Consider the following 18,389-nt stretch of genomic DNA (forward strand, 5'->3'; position numbering starts at 1 on the left):
TGCCTGACTAGGGCTCGCAGGCCGGTCGTCCGTCCACTGTCCAAGGCCTGCTGGCCTTTCTGAGGCCATGATCCTGCCGCGGGTGAGTCTGCGATTCTCATAAGAGCGTCAGGCGCGAATAGAACTTTAGGTCCCCACAGCAGCCGACCTATCCATGGGGTGGATGGTAGTGATCACTACAATCAATTGTACCAATATCATGGAATACTACTACAAGGCCGCCACTTAAAGCGGCCGGATGGGTATCCGTCTCGTGTGGGCTGATGCTGCCCGCAAAAATGCGGAGACGAACATGTGCGGGATTGTTGGCATCGTTGGGCAACAGCCGGTGTCGGATCGGTTGATCGGCGCGTTGAAGGGTTTGGAATATCGCGGCTATGATTCCGCCGGCGTTGCGACGATCATCGACGGTGCCTTGCACCGCCGGCGCGCCGAGGGCAAGCTCGTCAATCTCGAGAGGCGACTGAAGGAAGAGCCGCTGAGCGGCAAAGTCGGCATCGGCCACACGCGTTGGGCAACCCACGGGGCCTCGACGGAACGCAATGCGCACCCGCACTTTGCCGACGGTGTCGCCGTCGTCCATAACGGCATCATCGAGAATTTCACCGAGCTGAAGGACGAATTGGCGGCGGATGGCGCCGAGTTCCAGACCGACACCGACACCGAGGTCGTTGGGCATCTCTTGGCAAGATACCGCCGCGAGGGCATGAGGCCGCAAGAGGCCACGCGTGCCATGCTGAAACGCGTCAGGGGCGCCTATGCGCTTGCCATCCTCTTCGAAGATGAACCGTCGACCATCACGGCGGCGCGCAACGGACCACCGCTGGCGATCGGTCACGGCGACGGCGAGATGTTCCTGGGCTCCGACGCGATCGCTCTTGCGCCCTTCACCAATGAAATTACCTATCTCATGGACGGCGACTGGGCCATTGTCGGCAATTCGGGCGCCCATATCTTCGATATCGACGGCCATCCCGTCGAGCGTCCGCGCCATATCTCCACGGCCGCGGCCGATCTGGCCAACAAGGGCAGCCATCGCCACTTCATGGAGAAGGAAATATACGAGCAGCCCGAGGTCATCGCCCATGCTCTTCGTCATTACATCAACATCATAGAGGGTCGCGACATGGTTCCTGGCATCGATTTCGCCAAGGTTCCGAGCTTGGCGATCTCTGCCTGCGGGACCGCCTATCTCGCCGGACTGATCGGAAAATACTGGTTCGAGCGCTATGCGCGCCTGACGGTTGAAATCGACGTTGCGTCTGAATTCCGTTACCGCGAGATCCCTTTGCCGCCGCAGTCCGCGGCTCTTTTCATTTCGCAGTCCGGCGAAACCGCCGATACGCTTGCATCGTTGAGGTACTGCAAGGAGCGTGGGCTGAAAATTGGCGCTATCGTCAATGCCTGCGAATCGACCATCGCTCGGGAGGCCGATACGGTCTTCCCGATCCTTGCCGGACCGGAGATCGGCGTCGCCTCTACCAAGGCTTTTACCTGCCAGCTTGCCGTTCTAGCCGCACTCGCCATCAGCGCCGCCAGAGCCCGCGGGACCGTCCCCGAAGGCGAGCTGCAGGCACTCGTCAGGAGCCTCGCCGAATTGCCGCGCGTCATGGGCCAGGTACTCAACAGCATCCAGCCGGAGATCGAGTTCTTGTCGCGCGAACTGTCAAAGTGTCGTGACGTCCTGTATCTCGGCCGTGGCACCAGTTTCCCGCTAGCGATGGAAGGAGCGCTGAAGCTCAAGGAGATTTCCTACATCCATGCCGAAGGCTATGCAGCGGGTGAATTGAAGCACGGGCCAATCGCATTGATAGACGAGAACATGCCGGTGATCGTCATCGCGCCCCATGACCGCTTTTTCGACAAGACCGTCTCCAACATGCAGGAAGTGGCTGCCCGTGGAGGGCGGATTATCCTCATCACCGATAGAAATGGGGCAGCCGCATCGAAACTCGACACCATGCACACGCTCGTGCTGCCGGTAGTCGACGAGATTATCGCGCCAATGATCTTCTCGCTGCCGATACAGCTTCTTGCCTACCACACGGCGCTCTTCATGGGGACAGATGTAGACCAGCCGCGCAATCTCGCAAAATCGGTCACGGTCGAATGATTGTGAACCTGTACAGATGGCGAAGCTCTCGATGGAAAGCTACCCTTTGTCCGGATCCGGATGAAAACCAGATGACCAGTGTTTGCTGGAATTTGGAATCCCTTTTTTCGGCCGGTCGATCGGGGCACAGGGCGATCGAGCTTCCTAGAGCCGACGTCAGCACGCAGCCGGGGGCTTTCAAGAGTGGGTCTTTCGCTCCCCCGCCGGTGGAGATTGGCCGAAGGAAGCAGTGTCCGTACCGGGAGTTCGAGTTGGTGTTCAGAGTTCCAGGGCCCCCTCCTGAGATGGCCTGATCGGCTGTAGCGCATCGGACCTGCGATCCTTCGCGAATAATTCTCGCCGTTGGCTTTCTTGATTAGAAGGAGGTGAGCCGCCATATTCCGACCCAGCTCCTAATTCAGGCGGCCCATTCCATGGATGAGGCCGGTCCGACTGAATGGACGTCCATTTTTTGATTTGCTTGGTCTGCGCCGCCGGGGGGTATCTCCCGAGGGAGCTCCCATGTTCTTGGAGATGTTTATGAACGATTCGCGCATTCCCGAACCAGTCTTGACGGCTATGTCGCAGGGGACCCACATCGTCCGCGCTTATCGTGAGCACCTTGGGTATTCGATCGAGGACCTGACGGTCGCGAGCGGGCTTGCCGCTGAGGAAATTCAAAACATCGAGCGAGGTCTGAGGTACAACAAGGGATATCGGGATCGGATTGCGAGATCGCTTTCCATACCTGTGGGAATCCTTGAGGCAGAGTCGCACATTTCGGACGCCGCCTGATCAGTCGGATGATCCGCAATGGGTGGACTACCGCTCTTGTGATGTGAAGCTTGCGGCTGATTGTAGACGCTGATTCCGTTGGGATGCCTCTGGCGCAGTACCGCCAAGAGAATCTCGTCAACTTTCCGATGCAGGAACCCTTCACATGGGCTCGCGAACAACAAGGCGATATAGCCGCCCGGAGTGCTACGAAACGTGCACGAGGGCATCGGCTCGCGACGAAGGATTGTAACGGCGAACTCTTGGTAGTTCGGCGAGGCGATGCTGGCGCTTGAGCATCAACTCGGCCTACGAGAGTGGCTACTCCTAGGCTGAATCGGCCAACATGGCCGGCATCGCGCCGCTCTGAAAATAACATGGCGGGCATCCTGACGTTTCCGGGTTGACTATGGGTGTTCGAACCACGAAAAGGGGCCGCTCTTCGTGAGTGGCGTGCGCCGGCAGTCTAACCCCAAGCCCCCCGCCCAGGCTGCCGGCGCGCTTCTAGAAAGATCGAGGTAGGCACTCGCTGCGCTCTGCCCGCCGACACCTTGTGCTTCCTCCAGCGAGTCCAGCGGACCACCATGGGTGGTGCCAGTTCTGGTGCTTACCCACGTCCATTTGCGATCTCGGGTCATTGAGAGTACCGCAAGCACCCTCTCTGCTGGATGGCAACGCGGCTCGCGCCGCCCGTATGCAGCGCAAGCTCCATGCATGAGGTCGTCCCTTCAAAATACTTGATGCAGTTGCGCTTGCGTAGCTCCTTGCATGCGCTCGATGCCAGGAGGAGACCTCTGTCTAAACGCTCGCATCGATGCAACGCCGTTGATCACCATCATCGCGGCGACCGCTTCGCGGGGGCCGCAGCCGTTTTGGAGCATGACGATCATGCCGGCGCCATCGCAGTGACGCACATGCAAAATTCACAGTTGCATTCTCGCCCAATGCTAGGTGCCCAGCATATGTCCGGCATCCCGCAACGCGGCTACGAAGAGACGGGCATTGCCGTTGGCATCCATCTTGGCCTGCATTGACAGGGGCGTCCTGTGCCAGCTCTCCAAGGACGCAATGTAATGTGAGAACATACCGTTAACGATGCAATAGTGGGTAACTAGGCCGTGTACATCCAACGCCAGCACGCCGAATTGGCCGCCGTGATATCGGATGGCTGCGACCCGCTGGACCTGCGCGTCACCGTCGATCCGCACGTCGAAAAGCAGGATGCCGCGGCTCCTGGTGGCTATCTCGGCGGCTTTTTCAGCGAAGCTCAACGAGAGCGAGCGGACGCTTTCGACTGCCATCTGTAAAACCATCAAGTTCAGTTCATCCACTGACATAAGGTACCTGTGCGCAAGACATGGGTGATTGCAATCGACCACACCGCTTGTTCACAGATGTCGGCTCATCACCGGTTATTCAGGGTTTGCCGGTCATCTTTGCGGCAAGCCATCCGGGCTCCTTGTACCCTGCAACCGTTGCAGTGGCGTCCCTCGGCGCTCGGAACCGCCAGGCTCTGCTCGTCGAGAACTTTGTCCGCGAGCAGCGTTCGCTTGAGCATTCCGCTGAAGCGTGACGTCTCACCAGTCCGTGTCCTTCCAGCTCACCGCGAGGGCGTTTTGCGCACCGCACGCAAGCGCACGAAACTGGTCTCCGTTCACTTCACAAAATGGTTTTCCTGAAGTACTGGAGCGCAGAGAAATCTCCGGTCGCAGCCTACCCGGTTAAAACAAGGACCCAACGATGAAGACTCTCGTCGTCTGCTCCGGCGGATTGGATTCCGTTACTCTTGCTCACAAGGTGGCAGCGGAGCACCAGCTTACCGGCCTGCTATCGTTCGATTACGGCCAACGGCATAGGAAGGAATTGGGCTTCGCCACCCTTTGCGCGGAGCGCCTGGGCGTCCCGCAGCGAATCATCGATATCCACGAGATCGGCGGCGGCCTTTCCGGCTCCGCGCTGACCGACAATGTGGACGTGCCCGACGGGCACTATGCCGAAGATACGATGAAGGTAACGGTGGTGCCCAACCGGAACGCCATCATGTTGGCCATTGCCTTCGGCCTCGCCGCAGCGCAAGACGCTGACGCGGTGGCGACGGCCGTGCATGGTGGGGATCATATTGTCTATCCCGATTGCCGTCCGGCCTTCATCGATGCTTTCCAGATGATGCAGGACCACGCGCTCGACGGCTACGCGCAGATTCGCCTTTATGCACCCTATGTGAACCTGACGAAGGCGGACATTGTTAGGGATGGAGCCACATACGGCACGCCGTTTGCGCAGACCTGGTCCTGTTACAGGGGCGCCGAGCGTCATTGCGGGAGGTGCGGGACCTGCGTCGAGCGGCGTGAGGCGTTTCACATCGCCGGGCACCCGGACCCAACCGAGTACGAGGACTCCGACTTCTGGCTCGGAGCGCTGCGAAGGACCACCGCGTAATGTTCCGCATCACCAAGGAATTCCACTTCTCAGCCTCGCATCAGCTCACCTCATTGCCACCCGATCACCAATGCGCGCGCCTGCACGGACATAACTACATCGTCGAAGTGGAGCTTTCAGCGGATGGACTGGACGATCACGGCTTCGTGCGCGACTACCACGATTTGGCGCCATTCAAACGCTACATCGACGAGAGCTTCGACCACCGACATCTCAACGACGTGCTGGGACACGAGCAAGTCACGGCGGAATATCTGGCCAGACATTTCTACGACTGGTGCAAGGCACGCCTGAGCGAAACCGCGGCCGTGCGGGTGAGCGAAACGCCGAAAACCTGGGCGGAATACCGGCCATGACCAATACTCATCCCGCAATCCGCGTTAGCGAGATTTTCGGGCCGACGATCCAGGGCGAGGGCGTGCTCATAGGTTTGCCGACGATCTTCGTCAGAACCGGCGGGTGTGACTTTCGCTGTTCCTGGTGCGACAGCCTGCATGCTGTGGACAATCAATTCCGCCATGAATGGGAGATGATGTCCGTCGGCGCGGTGTGGAAAAATGTGCTTGCGCTTTCCGGTGGCCGCCCGCTTATGGTGTCGCTGTCAGGCGGCAATCCGGCCATCCAGCCGCTCGGCGCGCTCATCGACCGAGGCCATGGTGACGGTTACCGTTTTGCGCTCGAAACCCAAGGTTCGCTTGCCAGGGACTGGTTTGCGCACCTTGACGTGCTGATCCTCAGCCCAAAGCCGCCGTCAAGCCAAATGACGACAGATTGGGCCGCTGTCGAGGCGTGCCTCCAGGCGGCACAAGGCAAGCCCCAAATCGTGCTCAAGCTCATTGTTTTCGACGAAAGGGACTACGCCTACGCGAAAGACGCCGCTGCGCAATTTCCGCAACTTCCGATCTATCTGCAACCCGGCAATCACACGCCGCCACACCCGGCAAATGATGACGCGCCCGTCGACCTTGACGGAATATTGAAGCGCATGGAGTGGCTGGTTGACAGCGTGACCCGCGACAAATGGTTCGAAGCCCGCGTGCTACCGCAGCTGCACGTTATGCTCTGGGGTAACAAGAGAGCCGTCTAGGGCCTGTTGAGATTCAGGATTCCACTTTGAGCCTGATTATGATTCAAGCTTTGAATGGCGCGATTTGTACTGACGGACGCCCAGTGGGCGAAGATGGAACCGCATTGTCTGGGCAAGCCGACGGACCCCGGACGAAGCGGAAGCGACAACCGCCGCTTCATCGAGGCGGTGCTTTGGATCGTGCGGACAGGAAGCCCTTGGCGTGATCTTCCGGCCTTTTTCGGCAACTGGAACACCGTCTTCAAGCGATACCGCGACTGGGTCAAAGCCGATGTTTTCATTCGGCTTTTCGAAGCCTGCTCGGACCATCCGGATATGGAATACGCCATGGTCGACGCCACCATCGTCAAGGTCCACCGCCACGGACAGGGCGCAAAAGGGGGACTCAAAGCCAGGCCATAGGCCGCTCCAAGGGAGGTATGACGACCAAGATTCTTGCTCTCACCGACGCGCTCGGCAATCTCGTGCGCTTCGTCCTGCTGCCCGGCCAGAGGTTCGACACGGTGGGCGTCGCCCCGCTTATCGACGGTCTCTCTTTCGATGCGCTGCTCGCCGATAAGGCCTTCGACAGCAACGCTATCATCGCTGACCTCAACGAGCGCGGCACCAAGATCGTTATCTCCCAGCATCCCCGTCGCACCGTTCCCCTTCTGGTCGACGAAGAGATGTACAAATGGCGTCATCTGATCGAAAACTTCTTCTGCAAACTCAAAGAGTTCAAACGTATCGCCATGCGCGCCGACAAAACCGACCAGAGCTTCAACGCCATCATCCATCTCGCCGCCGCCGTGATAAACTCCAGATGAATCTCAACAGACCCTAGGCCAGGCCCTTTCCACCTGAACTGCACCGGCATATTCGGGTGAACGGGTGGTTCAACGTTGACCGCGCTGCCGGGGTGCTTGCGGACTTCTGCCACGGGCCCGAGTGTTGTCAGCCGCTTGCACGACACCTTGCATTCTCCTTGCAAGGTCGAAGGGAGCTGTCGCCGACAACCATGATCTGACAGGCAGGGCATGAGCGGGCGAGATCGTCGCTATGCCAAGACGCGTCTGGTCCGCTCCGAACCGTCTCGGCAGGACGGTCGCCGGTCGACAGTGGAAAACGATCGCAATCGGTTCACGATCGAGTGAGAGCCATGACCGTTCCTCTGCGGTGCTCACACTGCCGCCGAGTGCCTGGCCGTTCCAGTTTCGAAATATTTGTCGAACCTGGCCGCGATGCTTCGGACGAAAGGGCGACTTTCAGCCGGCACAACGAATCTGTCGCCATCAAGTTCAAGCAATCGAACCGGATCGTGTAGGGCCATGGAACTCGACTGAAGGAGGAGCCTCTGGCCGGCTTCGCCGAAGCGTTCCACCAGATCGATGGCCGAGAAGGCGAAGTCGCACATCAGCCGCTCGATGATCCAGCCGCGAACGCGGTCGTCGTCGGAAAGTGCGATACCGCGGACGGCGGCCAGCCCGCCATCATCAACCATGCGTCGATATTCGCTGGTCGAAGGCATGTTCTGCGCATAGCCCCGCCGAAACTGACTGATGGATGACGGACCGAGACCGATCAATGTCTCGCAGCGATCCTCTGTATAGCCCTGGAAATTGCGATGCAAAGCCCCCGCGCGAGCCGCTACTGCCAACGCATCGCCCGGTTTGGCGAAATGATCGAGCCCGATTGCTTCGTATCCTCGGTCAAGAATAGCGTGGGCTGCCAGTTGTGATTGGGCAAACCGCTCCTCCGGCCCTGGCAACCAGGCCTCATCAATCATGGTCTGATGTTTCTTGAACCACGGCACATGGGCGTAGCCAAAAAGCGCTATCCTGTCGGGTTCCAAGGTCAGCGCCTGCGCGACGGTGGAGGAGACGCTCTCCCTCGTCTGGTGCGGCAAGCCGTAGAGCAGGTCTAGATTGACCGATTCGACGCCGCGCGAACGAACACCGTCGACTACCGCTTTGGTCTGCAAAAAGCTCTGCTCGCGGTTGATTGCCTTCTGCACCTTCGGATCGAAATCCTGGACGCCGAGGCTCGCGCGGGTCATGCCGATTTCGGCAAGCGCGTCGAGGCGGGCATCGTCCATATCGTTGGGTTCGATTTCCACGCTGATTTTGGCGTCGGGAAGAAATTCGAAGCTGTTGCGCAGGACGCTTCCCAGCGCCACTATATCCTCAGGTTCCAGCATCGTCGGGGAACCGCCGCCGAAATGAACCGTGCGAACTCGGCCCTTGCCGGTAACAAGGCCGCCAACCGTGGCGATCTCCGCATACAGCGAGCGCAGATAAGCGGCCACCGGCTCGTAGTGGCGCGTCTGTTTGGTATGGCACGCGCAGAACCAGCAGAGCCTGTCGCAATAGGGAATATGCAGGTAAAGCGATATCTCGTCACCACCTTCGAGCGCCTCCAACCAGCCTCGGTAAACGACGGCATCGACGCCCGCATGGAAATGGGGCGCAGTCGGATAACTGGTATAGCGCGGGACGTTCTCGCCAAGTCTGGCAGCTAGGTTTTGTCGCATGTCGTGGTCCACCGTGTTTGCGTCGCCCGAACTGTGGATGCTTGGATGAGCCTAAGCCCTGATTTCGATCAACCTTCAGCACGGACAAACTGCCGCAAGGATTTTTCTACCGTGGATTGCTATCCTGCCCGCACTGGACCGGTAGAGCGATCGAATGACATTACGGCAGGATATTCACAGTTCCGGCATTCCCGTTCTTTGCCTGCCTTGCGAGGCACGGCGCCGCGGTGTCTGTGGCGCGCTCGAGCCAGACGATTTGGCTCAGCTCGCCAAGACGTCGTCGCGGCACAATATCGAGCCGGGGGTCGAACTGATCGGCGACGCCGAGGCGGTCGACTGTTATTCAAACGTGCTTTCAGGCGTGGTGAAGCTCACGAAGAGCCTTTCGGACGGCCGCCAGCAGATCGTCGGTCTCCAGTTCGCGCCGGATTTTCTGGGACGGCCCTTCAAGATGAAAAGTGCGATCAATGCGGAAGCGGCAACAGCTGTCTCGCTATGCTCGTTTCCGAGAGCGGCCATCGAACGGATGATGAAGCAGTCACCCGAATTTGTGCATCGCCTGCTCAAGCAGGCGCTGAACGAACTTGACGAGGCCCGCGAATGGATGGTGACTCTGGGGCGCAAGACCGCACCAGAGAAGGTGGCGAGCTTTCTCCTCATGATTGCCCGGAACATCGACTCCAATGTTGACCCGGCGGCTAGGTCGGCGTGCTTCGAGCTGCCGATGACGCGTGCCGACATCTCTGATTTCCTTGGAATCACAAACGAGACCGTGAGCCGTCAGCTGACCAGCCTGAGAATGGACGGCGTGATTCGGATCGAGAACAACCGCCGCGTCACCGTGGACAGCATGAGCCGGCTGGAACGGCGCTGCGGCGGCCGAGGCGCAATAGCCGTTTGAATGACACGAAGCTGCATGGCCCACGCCACTTACTTCATTCGGGGCAGGGCATGCTCGCGTTGGGGTCAGAAGACATCGCGTAGCGACAGCCCGTTCTAATTCCGATCGTATACGCCAGTTGCGTTTGGGCTCGTCGGCGAAGCATCCACACTTGGCCGAAGTCAATATGCCTCATACGCAGGCGAAAATCGCCGTCCAAACCATAAATGTAACGAAGGCAGCGCAACGCTGGCGCTGGCTGTTCCAAGGCATTGAAACGATCGACGTTCGGTAAGGCATCGGCCTGCTTACCAGCGTCACAGAAGGTGCGCTTGCCCACACGCCCGCGATCGCCTCCATACCCGGGCCCCAACTGGGGACGCCGGGCCTGTCCATAAACCGGCGGCCGCTGCTGCACTTCCACATTCGACACAGTCTGATCGCACCGAACTCGATGCTGCTCGAAGCAAAATGGTGCGGCTCTGACATGGATCAGGGCGAGCGGGCGACGGCTGCGCAATAAGGCACCGCGGTTTGGCATCCGCCGGAATTGGAAATCGGGGCTTGCGATGAAATTCGGCAAAGAAATCGTGCTTCTAAGCCTGTTCGCATTCGCGGCTTTGGTGGCCGCTGGCGCTGGGGTGGATGAACCCTTTCGCCAGCATATGTGGGTCTTGTTCTTCGCCTTGGCTGGCTTCACTGCGATCCTGTTGCGCAACACTGAGTTCAAGCCTGCCGCGCCGATCGACCCGTCCGCTTACATGGACGGGCCAATCCGCTATGGCGCCATCGCCACCATGTTCTGGGGTGTCATCGGCATGCTTGTCGGCGTGGTCATCGCGCTGCAGCTTGCCTATCCCGATCTCAACATCCAGCCCTGGTTCAACTTTGGCCGTTTACGGCCACTGCATACGTCGGGAGTCGTCTTCGCCTTCGGCGGCAACGCGCTGCTTTGCACGTCTCTCTATGTCGTGCAACGCACCTGCCGCGCCCGGCTGTTCGGTGGCGATCTCGCCTGGTTCGTGTTCTGGGGTTACCAGCTCTTCATCGTGATGGCAGCGACAGGCTATCTGCTCGGCATCACCGAGAGCCGCGAATATGCGGAACCCGAATGGTATGTGGACATTTGGCTGACCATCGTCTGGGTCGCCTATCTCATCCTGTTCCTCGGCACGATCCTGAAGCGCAAGGAACCCCACATCTACGTCGCCAACTGGTTCTACCTGTCCTTCATCGTCACCATCGCGATGCTGCATGTGGTCAACAACCTCTCCATGCCCGCCTCCTTCCTGGGCTCGAAGAGCTATTCGGCTTTCTCCGGGGTCCAGGACGCTCTGACGCAATGGTGGTATGGCCACAACGCCGTGGGCTTCTTTCTGACCGCCGGCTTTCTCGGCATGATGTATTATTTCGTACCCAAGCAGGCGAACCGGCCGGTCTATTCCTACCGGCTGTCGATCGTCCATTTCTGGGCAATCATCTTTCTCTACATCTGGGCTGGACCCCATCACCTGCACTACACCGCCTTGCCCGATTGGGCGCAGACGCTCGGCATGGTGTTCTCGATCATGCTGTGGATGCCGTCATGGGGCGGCATGATCAATGGCCTGATGACGCTGTCGGGCGCCTGGGACAAGCTCCGCACCGATCCGATCATCCGCATGATGGTGATGGCCATTGCCTTCTACGGCATGTCCACCTTCGAGGGTCCGATGATGTCGATCAAGACGGTCAACTCGCTGTCGCACTATACCGACTGGACCATAGGACACGTCCATTCGGGCGCACTCGGCTGGGTCGGCATGATCTCGTTCGGCGCGATCTACTTTATGGTGCCGAAGCTGTGGAACCGTGAACGACTCTATTCGCTGCGCCTCGTTACCTGGCACTTCTGGCTGGCGACGCTTGGCATCGTTGTCTACGCCGCGGTCATGTGGGTGTCCGGCATCATGCAGGGCTTGATGTGGCGCGAATACGACGAGCAGGGCTTCCTGGTCTATTCCTTCGCCGAAACCGTGGCCGCCATGCACCCCTACTATGTGATGCGCGCCATCGGTGGGGCCATGTACCTCTCCGGCGCCCTGATCATGGCCTGGAACATCGCCATGACCATCCTGGGCTACCGGCGCGAGGAGGATCCGATGCCGCGCTCGACCCCCGCCCTCCAGCTTGCGCGATGATGAGACAGAAAATGAGGTTGATGAACAGACACGCGGTCATCGAGAAGAACGCTACACTTCTTCTCCTCGGGTCGCTGCTGGTCGTGACAATCGGCGGCATCGTCGAGATCGCGCCGCTCTTCTACCTCGACAACACGATCGAGAAAGTCGAAGGCATGCGCCCCTACTCGCCGCTCGAACTTGCCGGGCGCAACATCTATGTGCGCGAGGGCTGCTATCTCTGCCACAGCCAGATGATCCGCCCGTTCCGTGACGAGGTTGAGCGCTACGGCCATTACAGCCTGGCGGCCGAGTCGATGTATGACCACCCCTTCCAGTGGGGATCGAAGCGCACCGGACCGGACCTCGCCCGGGTGGGCGACCGCTATTCGAATCTGTGGCAGGTCGAACACCTGACGGATCCACGGAACGTGGTGCCGGAATCGATCATGCCGAGCTATGGCTTTCTGAAGGACACGCCGATCGCGGTGAAGGACTTCTCGACGCATCTGGTCGCAAACAGGCGTGTCGGTGTCCCTTACACCGATGACATGATCGCTAACGCCAATGCCGATCTGATGGCGCAGGCCGATCCCAACGCTGACACGTCCGGCCTCGAGGCCCGCTACCCCAAGGCCAGGATAGGCGATTTCGACGGTGATCCGCAGCAAGTCACCGAAATGGACGCCCTGGTTTCTTATCTCCAGATGCTCGGCACGCTTGTCGATTTCAAGAACTACGATGAGACCGCCGGCTACCGCTGAGGACAATGGCGATGACGTACAATTTCATGCGGGAGTTTGCCGACAGCTGGGGCCTGCTTGCCATGGCTCTTTTCTTCATCGGATCCGTTGCCTTTGCACTTCGCCCCGGCAGCCGCAGGCAAGCCGGCGAAGCAGCTCAAATTCCTCTGAAGGAGGACTGATCATGAGCAGCGATCACATTGACGAGGTTTCCGGCATCTCGACGACCGGCCATGAATGGGATGGTATCCGCGAGCTGAACAATCCGCTCCCGCGCTGGTGGGTCATCACCTTCTACATCACCATTGTCTGGGCGATCGGTTACACAATTGCCTACCCGGCATGGCCGCTGTTGCACTCCGCGACAAAGGGCGTACTTGGCTATTCCAGCCGCAACGAAGTCAAGAACGAGTTGTCCGCGGCCGAAGCGGCAAAGGGCAAATATGTCGCCGCAATAGAGTCGAAAAGTGTTTCGGAGATTGCTGCGGATAACACGCTGCGCGAATTCGCCGTCGCTGCCGGCGCCGCCGCGTTCAAGGTCAATTGCGTGCAGTGCCACGGTTCCGGCGCCCAGGGGTCCAAGGGCTTCCCCAACCTCAACGATGACGACTGGCTGTGGGGCGGCGAGGTGGACCAGATCCAGCAGACAATCACGCATGGCATCCGCTTCGCCTCCGACCCGGCTACGCGCCTGTCGGAAATGCCGGCCTTTGGCGACATCATCACCGCCGATCAGATCAAACAGGTCAGCACCTACGTTGCCAGCCTGTCCGGCACTGTCGGCGATCAATCGTTGGTCGCGCCCGGCGCCAAGGTCTTCGCCGAAAATTGCGTGGCCTGTCACGGCGACAATGCAAAAGGCAACAAGGAACTCGGCGCTCCAGATCTGACCGACGCCATCTGGCTCTACGGGTCAGGCGAAGCGGCCATCGCCGCCCAGGTCACCGCGCCGAAACAGGGCGTGATGCCGGCCTGGGGCGCGCGCCTCGGCGAGACCAAGGTCAAGGAACTGGCGGTCTACATCCATTCGCTTGGCGGCGGAGAATAGGAGCAGAAGCCTATTCTCGTCCTCCCCCTCCCGCCAAGCGACGAGGCCCGGCGCAAGCCGGGCCTCGGCATCATCCAGAACCGATGAGTCGGCTTCCGGCGAAATCGTCGCTGGTGACTGGAGCTTCTCGTGCTCGATAACACGCAAATAGAAAGGATCGAACCCACGCCGGTCAACTCCGCCAAGGTGCGTCAGCCAATGTACGCCGCGCGCAAGAAGATCTTCCCGAAGCGGGCCTCGGGCAGCTTTCGCCAGTTCAAATGGCTGGTGATGGCGGTCACGCTCGGCATCTACTATCTGACGCCGTGGCTGCGCTGGGATCGGGGCTCGTTTAGCCCGGACCAGGCCGTGCTGCTCGATGTCGCCAACCGGCGTTTCTATTTCTTCTTCATCGAGATATGGCCGCAGGAATTCTACTATGTCGCCGGCCTTCTGGTCATGGCCGGCGTCGGTCTTTTCCTGATCACGTCGACTGTCGGCCGTGCCTGGTGTGGCTACACATGCCCGCAGACCGTATGGGTCGATCTGTTCCTGGTCGTCGAGCGCGCGATCGAGGGTGACCGCAATGCGCGCATAAAGCTCGACGCCGGTCCCTGGACCAGCCGCAAGCTCGTGCTGCGGGCATCGAAACACGTCATCTGGCTGGTCATAGGGGTGCTGACCGGCGGCGCCTGGATCTTCTATTTCGCCGATGCACCGACGCTGCTCGGCGAACTCTTCACCGGCACGGCAGCGCCTGTCGCCTACATCACCGTCGCGGTTCTGACGGCGACGACCTACACGTTTGGCGGGCTGATGCGCGAACAGGTCTGCACCTATATGTGCCCATGGCCGCGCATCCAGGCAGCCATGCTCGATGAAAGTTCGCTCACCGTCACCTACAATGACTGGCGCGGCGAACCGCGCACGCGTCACGCCAAGAAGGTTCTTGCCGCAGGGCATCCCGTCGGCGATTGCGTCGACTGCAATGCCTGTGTCGCTGTCTGTCCGATGGGGATCGACATTCGCGATGGCCAGCAGCTCGAATGCATAACCTGCGCGCTCTGCATCGACGCCTGCGACGGCGTCATGGATAAGCTCGGCAAAGAGCGCGGGTTGATCTCCTACGCGACACTCTCGGACTACAACGCCAACATGATGCTGGCGACCGCGGGCGGCGCCGGCTCGGTCAATCCGGCGCTGGTCAGGACGGATGACGGCCTGTTTTCGGACAGAGTGGCGCATTTCCACATCCGCAAGATCTTTCGGCCACGCACCTATGTCTACATGGCTATGTGGTCGCTGATCGGCCTGGGCCTCCTCTACTCGCTGCTGACGCGCGACCGGCTCGAAATCAATGTCCTGCACGACCGCAATCCACAATTCGTCACGCTCTCCGACGGCTCGATCCGCAACGGCTACACCGTCAAGCTGCTGAACATGATCCCCGAACCAAGAACCGTTATCGTCACACTTGGGGGGTTGCCGGGCGCAGAGATGAGGATTGTCGGGGTCGACCTCCCCGCCGGTCGCTCTTTTGCGGTCCAGGTCGAACCAGACCGGCTCAAGGTGTTGAAGGTTTTTGTGCGCCTGCCTGCCGAGCAGATCCATGGCGAAGCGCAGACCTTCACCTTTCAGGTCGAGGACAAAGTGAGTTTCGAGTCGAACGAATACACCGCCACCTTCAACGCGCCGGAGATCGCCAGATGAACGCCACCACGCGAAAATCCCGCGAATTCACCGGCAGGCACGTGTTGGCGATTATCCTTGCCTTCTTCGGGGTGGTCATCGCGGTCAATCTGACGATGGCGACGCTTGCCAACACGAGCTGGACCGGCCTGGTCGTCGAAAACACCTATGTGGCGAGTCAGGAATTCAACAGGAAGGCCGAGCAAGGACGCGTGCAGGCAGCCCTCGGCTGGACCGGCAAGCTGACCATGGCATCGGGTGAAGTCCGCTACGGCCTCATCGACGCCGCCGGCACGCCGGTTCCCTTGCACGGCGTCAAGGTGCTGTTTCGCCATCCGGCTTACGAGAAAGAGGATGAGTCCATCCAGCTCGCCCTCGCCTCGGGTCAGGAATTCGCCGCCCAGCATATGCCGAAGGACGGTGTCTGGATCGTCGAAATCGACGCCGATGCCGGCCTGAAGGAACCTTTTCGCGACGTGCGCAGGATCATGATTTCCCATGGAGCGCTGAAATGAGCTGCTGCGCGCCGGGCGCCGAAATGGCGCTGGATCTGGTCGGCGCCACCTCGGTCCTGCCATCCAGCCAGGAAATCAGGCTGGCGAGCCGATCGCTTGGCGATGATCTTCGTCAGACCGACCTTTCCGTACCGACTGTTCACTGCGGCGCCTGCATCCAGACCATAGAGACGGCGTTGGGGAAACTCGATCACGTCGAGGCCGCTCGCGTCAACCTGTCGACGAAGCGCGTGTCGATCCGGTGGCGCGGGGACGAGGTTCCACCGTTCGTCACCGTGCTGGAGCGGCTAGGTTATCAGGCTCATCTGTTCGAAGCCGAGATCGATGCAAAGGACAAGACGCTCTCGGAGCTCATCCGGGCCGTCGCTGTTGCGGGCTTTGCGGCGGGTAACATCATGCTGCTTTCGGTCTCGGTCTGGTCCGGTGCCGAAGGCGCGACACGCGACCTGTTCCACTGGGTCTCAGCGCTGATTGCCATCCCCGCGCTCGCGTTTGCCGGCGGCATCTTCTTCCGGTCGGCCTGGAATGCGTTGCGCCATGGCCGCATGAACATGGACGTGCCGATCGCGGTCGGCGTCTCGCTCGCTTACGCAATGAGCCTCTACGAGACGATCACCCATGGCGACCACGCCTATTTCGACGCGTCGGTGTCGCTGCTGTTCTTCCTGTTGATCGGCCGGACGCTGGATCACGTCATGCGGGAGCGCGCCCGCACCGCCGTGAAGGGCCTGTCGCAGCTGGCCGCGCGTGGGGCCATGGTGCTGCGCGCCGACGGCGCGCGCGACTACCTGCCGGTTGGCGAGATCGAACCGGAAATGCTCCTGCTGATCGCGGCAGGCGATAGGATACCCGTCGACGGCGAGATCATCCAAGGGGCGTCGGATCTCGACTGCTCGCTGGTTTCCGGCGAGAGCACGCCCCGAAGCGTAGCGCCAGGCGAACCCGTGCAGGCTGGCGTACTCAACCTTACCGGCTCGCTGACGATCAGGGCGACAGCCGCCGCGAAGGATTCGTTCCTGGCGGAAATGGTTCGGCTGATGGAAGCTGCCGAGGGCGGCCGGGCACATTATCGCCGGATCGCCGATCGCGTTTCAGCGCTTTATGCCCCGGTGGTTCATCTTACCGCCTTCGTGACGTTCCTCGGCTGGATGGCGGCGACTGGCGACTGGCATCGGGCGATGACCATCGCCATTGCCGTTCTCATCATCACATGCCCATGCGCGCTCGGCCTCGCCGTGCCGATCGTTCAAGTGGTCGCCGCGCGACGCCTGTTCGAGCACGGCATCATGGTCAAGGACGGTTCGGCCATGGAGCGCCTGGCGACGATCGATGCCGCGGTCTTCGACAAGACCGGAACGCTCACGCTCGGACAGCCTCGGCTGGTCAATGCGCCCTCGATCGATCCGGCCGTGCTGGCAATCGCTGCAGACATGGCCGTGCATTCCCGCCATCCGTTTTCAAAGGCCATAGCCGGCTTTGCCGCGCCTGGCGGGCAGCATAAATTCGATGCGGTAACCGAGCAGCCGGGATTCGGCATCGAAGCCGCTGCCGCCGGTAGCACCTGGCGGCTGGGTCGACGCGGAGGATGGAAAGCCCGCACCGGCCGCGAAGGCAGACATGGCTATGGCGGGACGGTTCTGACGAAAGACGGGATCATTGTCGCGACCTTCGATTTCGAGGATGCGCTGCGCGTCGACGCCAGGGCAGCCATCGATCAACTGCACAACGCTGGTATGTGCGTGGAGATGCTGTCGGGCGACACCGCGAAAGCCTGCGCCGAGGTTGCGGACGGGCTTGGTGTCGATGATTTCGTTCCCTGCCTGCTGCCGTCCGGCAAGGTTGAACGCATCGAGAGGCTGGCGAGGGACGGGCACAAGGTTCTGATGGTTGGCGACGGGCTCAACGATACGCCGGCGCTGAGCGCTGCGCATGTCTCGATCGCACCCGCCACCGCCGCCGACATTGGCCGCAATGCAGCCGACTTCGTTTTCCTGCGCGAAAGCCTCTTGGCGGTCCCGCTGGCTGTTGACGTATCGCGCAAGGCGGGAAGCCTGATCCGACAGAACATAACAATTGCGATCGTTTATAATGCTGTTGCCGTGCCGATCGCCATTCTGGGCCATGTTACACCTCTTATCGCCGCGGTCGCGATGTCAGCCTCGTCATTGCTCGTGGTTGGAAATGCCATGCGTCTGCAAGGCTTCGCAACGGGTGCGTCGTCCGCAATTGCGCGGCAAGACAGGCCCGCGCGGGCCGGCGCCTTGGCTCAATCGTCATGACGACGCTCGTCTACCTCATCCCCGTAGCGCTATTCCTTGGCGCACTCGGCCTGTCCGGCTTCCTTTGGGCGTTGAGAAGCGGCCAGTACGAGGATCTCGATGGCGCGGCGGAGCGCATTCTCATCGACAGCGACGACGGCGCGGAGAATGCCACTCGTTCCAAGTGACTCAGATCAACGCGCCGCGGGTCGGGATG

Annotated in this window: 16 protein-coding genes and 1 pseudogene; 15 read left to right on the plus strand and 2 right to left on the minus strand. The window is 60.4% G+C overall.

Annotated features, from left to right (window positions below; all coding sequences use genetic code 11):
- Window positions 1–292: 292 nt before the first annotated feature.
- Together glmS and NKJ90_RS29800 are read left to right on the plus strand one after the other, a co-directional pair.
- Window positions 293–2,113: a glutamine--fructose-6-phosphate transaminase (isomerizing) gene (gene glmS / locus NKJ90_RS29795; RefSeq protein WP_352487478.1), complete on the plus strand. Its 1,821-nt coding sequence runs from the start codon at window positions 293–295 to the stop codon at window positions 2,111–2,113.
- A 519-nt stretch (window positions 2,114–2,632) separates the two neighbouring features.
- Window positions 2,633–2,887 carry a helix-turn-helix domain-containing protein gene (locus tag NKJ90_RS29800; RefSeq protein WP_023735822.1) on the plus strand — a complete coding sequence of 85 codons (255 nt, stop codon included), beginning with the start codon at window positions 2,633–2,635 and terminating at the stop codon, window positions 2,885–2,887.
- A 926-nt stretch (window positions 2,888–3,813) separates the two neighbouring features.
- On the opposite strand, the gene NKJ90_RS29805 is transcribed toward NKJ90_RS29800, so the two are convergent.
- A complete protein-coding gene (locus NKJ90_RS29805) occupies window positions 3,814–4,203 on the minus strand; it encodes a hypothetical protein (RefSeq protein WP_352487479.1) in 390 nt (129 codons plus the stop codon).
- Window positions 4,204–4,606: 403 nt separating this feature from the next.
- On the opposite strand from NKJ90_RS29805, the gene queC reads away from it, so the two are divergent.
- From queC to NKJ90_RS29825, 4 genes and pseudogenes are all read left to right on the plus strand, one after another.
- Window positions 4,607–5,305, plus strand: coding sequence for a 7-cyano-7-deazaguanine synthase QueC (queC, locus tag NKJ90_RS29810; RefSeq protein WP_023809316.1), 699 nt, complete (start codon window positions 4,607–4,609; stop codon window positions 5,303–5,305).
- Entirely contained in the window at window positions 5,305–5,661 is a 357-nt protein-coding gene (queD, locus tag NKJ90_RS29815) for a 6-carboxytetrahydropterin synthase QueD (RefSeq protein ID WP_023673552.1), read from the plus strand. The genes queC and queD overlap by 1 nt, the downstream gene beginning before the upstream one ends.
- A complete protein-coding gene (queE, locus tag NKJ90_RS29820) occupies window positions 5,658–6,392 on the plus strand; it encodes a 7-carboxy-7-deazaguanine synthase QueE (RefSeq protein ID WP_023735817.1) in 735 nt (244 codons plus the stop codon). Before queD ends, queE begins: the two co-directional genes overlap by 4 nt.
- A 93-nt stretch (window positions 6,393–6,485) precedes the next feature.
- Window positions 6,486–7,198: pseudogene (locus tag NKJ90_RS29825) on the plus strand (IS5 family transposase).
- 353 nt (window positions 7,199–7,551) lie between these two features.
- Here NKJ90_RS29825 and hemN read toward each other — a convergent pair.
- Window positions 7,552–8,901 carry an oxygen-independent coproporphyrinogen III oxidase gene (gene hemN / locus NKJ90_RS29830; protein ID WP_352487494.1) on the minus strand — a complete coding sequence of 450 codons (1,350 nt, stop codon included), beginning with the start codon at window positions 8,899–8,901 and terminating at the stop codon, window positions 7,552–7,554.
- Between the two features lie 154 nt (window positions 8,902–9,055).
- Between hemN and NKJ90_RS29835 the strand changes: the two genes are divergently transcribed.
- The 9 genes from NKJ90_RS29835 to ccoS all read left to right on the plus strand — a co-directional run bounded on the left by NKJ90_RS29835 (window position 9,056) and on the right by ccoS (window position 18,360).
- A complete protein-coding gene (locus tag NKJ90_RS29835; RefSeq protein ID WP_023766606.1) occupies window positions 9,056–9,802 on the plus strand; it encodes a Crp/Fnr family transcriptional regulator in 747 nt (248 codons plus the stop codon).
- 548 nt (window positions 9,803–10,350) lie between these two features.
- The gene (gene ccoN, locus NKJ90_RS29840) at window positions 10,351–11,961 is read left to right on the plus strand and encodes a cytochrome-c oxidase, cbb3-type subunit I (RefSeq protein WP_352487480.1); all 1,611 of its coding nucleotides are present in this window, start codon (window positions 10,351–10,353) and stop codon (window positions 11,959–11,961) included.
- An 11-nt stretch (window positions 11,962–11,972) separates the two neighbouring features.
- Complete coding sequence (ccoO, locus tag NKJ90_RS29845) at window positions 11,973–12,704, plus strand: cytochrome-c oxidase, cbb3-type subunit II (protein WP_023766609.1); 732 nt, start codon at window positions 11,973–11,975, stop codon at window positions 12,702–12,704.
- Window positions 12,705–12,715: 11 nt separating this feature from the next.
- Window positions 12,716–12,865, plus strand: a complete 150-nt coding sequence (locus tag NKJ90_RS29850) for a CcoQ/FixQ family Cbb3-type cytochrome c oxidase assembly chaperone (protein ID WP_023766610.1) — start codon at window positions 12,716–12,718, stop codon at window positions 12,863–12,865.
- Window positions 12,866–12,867: 2 nt separating this feature from the next.
- Window positions 12,868–13,731, plus strand: coding sequence for a cytochrome-c oxidase, cbb3-type subunit III (gene ccoP, locus NKJ90_RS29855; RefSeq protein WP_352487481.1), 864 nt, complete (start codon window positions 12,868–12,870; stop codon window positions 13,729–13,731).
- 129 nt (window positions 13,732–13,860) lie between these two features.
- Window positions 13,861–15,420 (plus strand): cytochrome c oxidase accessory protein CcoG, encoded by a 1,560-nt coding sequence (gene ccoG, locus NKJ90_RS29860; protein ID WP_352487482.1) that lies wholly within the window; start codon window positions 13,861–13,863, stop codon window positions 15,418–15,420.
- Window positions 15,417–15,914, plus strand: coding sequence for a FixH family protein (locus tag NKJ90_RS29865; RefSeq protein ID WP_352487483.1), 498 nt, complete (start codon window positions 15,417–15,419; stop codon window positions 15,912–15,914). Before ccoG ends, NKJ90_RS29865 begins: the two co-directional genes overlap by 4 nt.
- Window positions 15,911–18,193 carry a cation-translocating P-type ATPase gene (locus tag NKJ90_RS29870; RefSeq protein WP_352487484.1) on the plus strand — a complete coding sequence of 761 codons (2,283 nt, stop codon included), beginning with the start codon at window positions 15,911–15,913 and terminating at the stop codon, window positions 18,191–18,193. Before NKJ90_RS29865 ends, NKJ90_RS29870 begins: the two co-directional genes overlap by 4 nt.
- Window positions 18,190–18,360 (plus strand): cbb3-type cytochrome oxidase assembly protein CcoS, encoded by a 171-nt coding sequence (ccoS, locus tag NKJ90_RS29875; RefSeq protein WP_023762793.1) that lies wholly within the window; start codon window positions 18,190–18,192, stop codon window positions 18,358–18,360. The genes NKJ90_RS29870 and ccoS overlap by 4 nt, the downstream gene beginning before the upstream one ends.
- Window positions 18,361–18,389: the final 29 nt, after the last annotated feature.

Origin of the sequence: Mesorhizobium sp. M0051, assembly GCF_040323235.1 — a bacterium.
In the GTDB taxonomy this organism is placed as follows: Bacteria; Pseudomonadota; Alphaproteobacteria; order Rhizobiales; family Rhizobiaceae; genus Mesorhizobium.

What these genes read in the sequence shown, in the direction of transcription:
- glmS (WP_352487478.1), top strand. Translation starts at nt 293, where the DNA reads ATGTGCGGGATTGTTGGCATCGTTGGGCAACAGCCGGTGTCGGATCGG.
- NKJ90_RS29800 (WP_023735822.1), top strand. Translation starts at nt 2,633, where the DNA reads ATGAACGATTCGCGCATTCCCGAACCAGTCTTGACGGCTATGTCGCAG.
- NKJ90_RS29805 (WP_352487479.1), bottom strand. Translation starts at nt 4,203, where the DNA reads ATGTCAGTGGATGAACTGAACTTGATGGTTTTACAGATGGCAGTCGAA.
- queC (WP_023809316.1), top strand. Translation starts at nt 4,607, where the DNA reads ATGAAGACTCTCGTCGTCTGCTCCGGCGGATTGGATTCCGTTACTCTT.
- queD (WP_023673552.1), top strand. Translation starts at nt 5,305, where the DNA reads ATGTTCCGCATCACCAAGGAATTCCACTTCTCAGCCTCGCATCAGCTC.
- queE (WP_023735817.1), top strand. Translation starts at nt 5,658, where the DNA reads ATGACCAATACTCATCCCGCAATCCGCGTTAGCGAGATTTTCGGGCCG.
- hemN (WP_352487494.1), bottom strand. Translation starts at nt 8,901, where the DNA reads ATGCGACAAAACCTAGCTGCCAGACTTGGCGAGAACGTCCCGCGCTAT.
- NKJ90_RS29835 (WP_023766606.1), top strand. Translation starts at nt 9,056, where the DNA reads ATGACATTACGGCAGGATATTCACAGTTCCGGCATTCCCGTTCTTTGC.
- ccoN (WP_352487480.1), top strand. Translation starts at nt 10,351, where the DNA reads ATGAAATTCGGCAAAGAAATCGTGCTTCTAAGCCTGTTCGCATTCGCG.
- ccoO (WP_023766609.1), top strand. Translation starts at nt 11,973, where the DNA reads ATGAGGTTGATGAACAGACACGCGGTCATCGAGAAGAACGCTACACTT.
- NKJ90_RS29850 (WP_023766610.1), top strand. Translation starts at nt 12,716, where the DNA reads ATGACGTACAATTTCATGCGGGAGTTTGCCGACAGCTGGGGCCTGCTT.
- ccoP (WP_352487481.1), top strand. Translation starts at nt 12,868, where the DNA reads ATGAGCAGCGATCACATTGACGAGGTTTCCGGCATCTCGACGACCGGC.
- NKJ90_RS29865 (WP_352487483.1), top strand. Translation starts at nt 15,417, where the DNA reads ATGAACGCCACCACGCGAAAATCCCGCGAATTCACCGGCAGGCACGTG.
- NKJ90_RS29870 (WP_352487484.1), top strand. Translation starts at nt 15,911, where the DNA reads ATGAGCTGCTGCGCGCCGGGCGCCGAAATGGCGCTGGATCTGGTCGGC.
- ccoS (WP_023762793.1), top strand. Translation starts at nt 18,190, where the DNA reads ATGACGACGCTCGTCTACCTCATCCCCGTAGCGCTATTCCTTGGCGCA.